This is a genomic window from Streptococcus sp. GMD4S (assembly GCF_000296955.1).
Window position 1 is genome coordinate 1 of sequence record NZ_AJRE01000383.1, and the last position, 615, is coordinate 615.

General features: G+C 40.7%; 1 protein-coding gene. It reads right to left on the reverse strand.

What is annotated here, in order from left to right; all coding sequences use genetic code 11:
• A partial coding sequence (locus GMD4S_RS10040) for an aldehyde dehydrogenase family protein (RefSeq protein WP_000618376.1) occupies positions 1–615 on the reverse strand: 615 nt, incomplete at both ends.

The window sequence follows — 615 nt, forward strand, 5'->3', positions numbered from 1 at the left end:
CACATCCAAGTGTCAATGATGGAATGAAGGCATTGTATACGTCACCGATACCACCGAAAGTAGATGGAGAGTTCCAGATAATACGCATTGCTTTGATTTCTGTACCAAAGCGTTTAGCAAGAGCTTCGTCTTTTGTATGAATAGCTGCTGAGTGACCAAGTCCGTTAAACTCAACCATTTGGCGAGCTTTTTTAAGACCGTCTTCTGTATCTTCAGCTTTTAGGACAGCGATAACTGGTGACAATTTTTCACGAGTCAATGGTTCTTTCGGTCCTACTTCTGCACATTCTGCAGCCAAGATGTTTGTTCCTTCTGGAACGCTGAATCCTGCTTGTTCAGCAATCCATGCTGCTGGTTTACCAACGATGTTTGCGTTTAGTTTAGCACCTGCACAGTTTTTGCTGTTTGCTTTCACGCCGAAACAGAATTCTTCAAGAAGCGCTTTTTCTTTCTTGTTTACAAAGTAAGTGTGATATGATTTGAATTCTTCTACAAATTCGTCATATACTTCTTTATCAATGATAACCGCTTGTTCTGATGCACAGACCATCCCATTATCAAATGATTTAGACATAACGATGTCATGAGCAGCTTGACGAAGGTCAGCAGATTTTT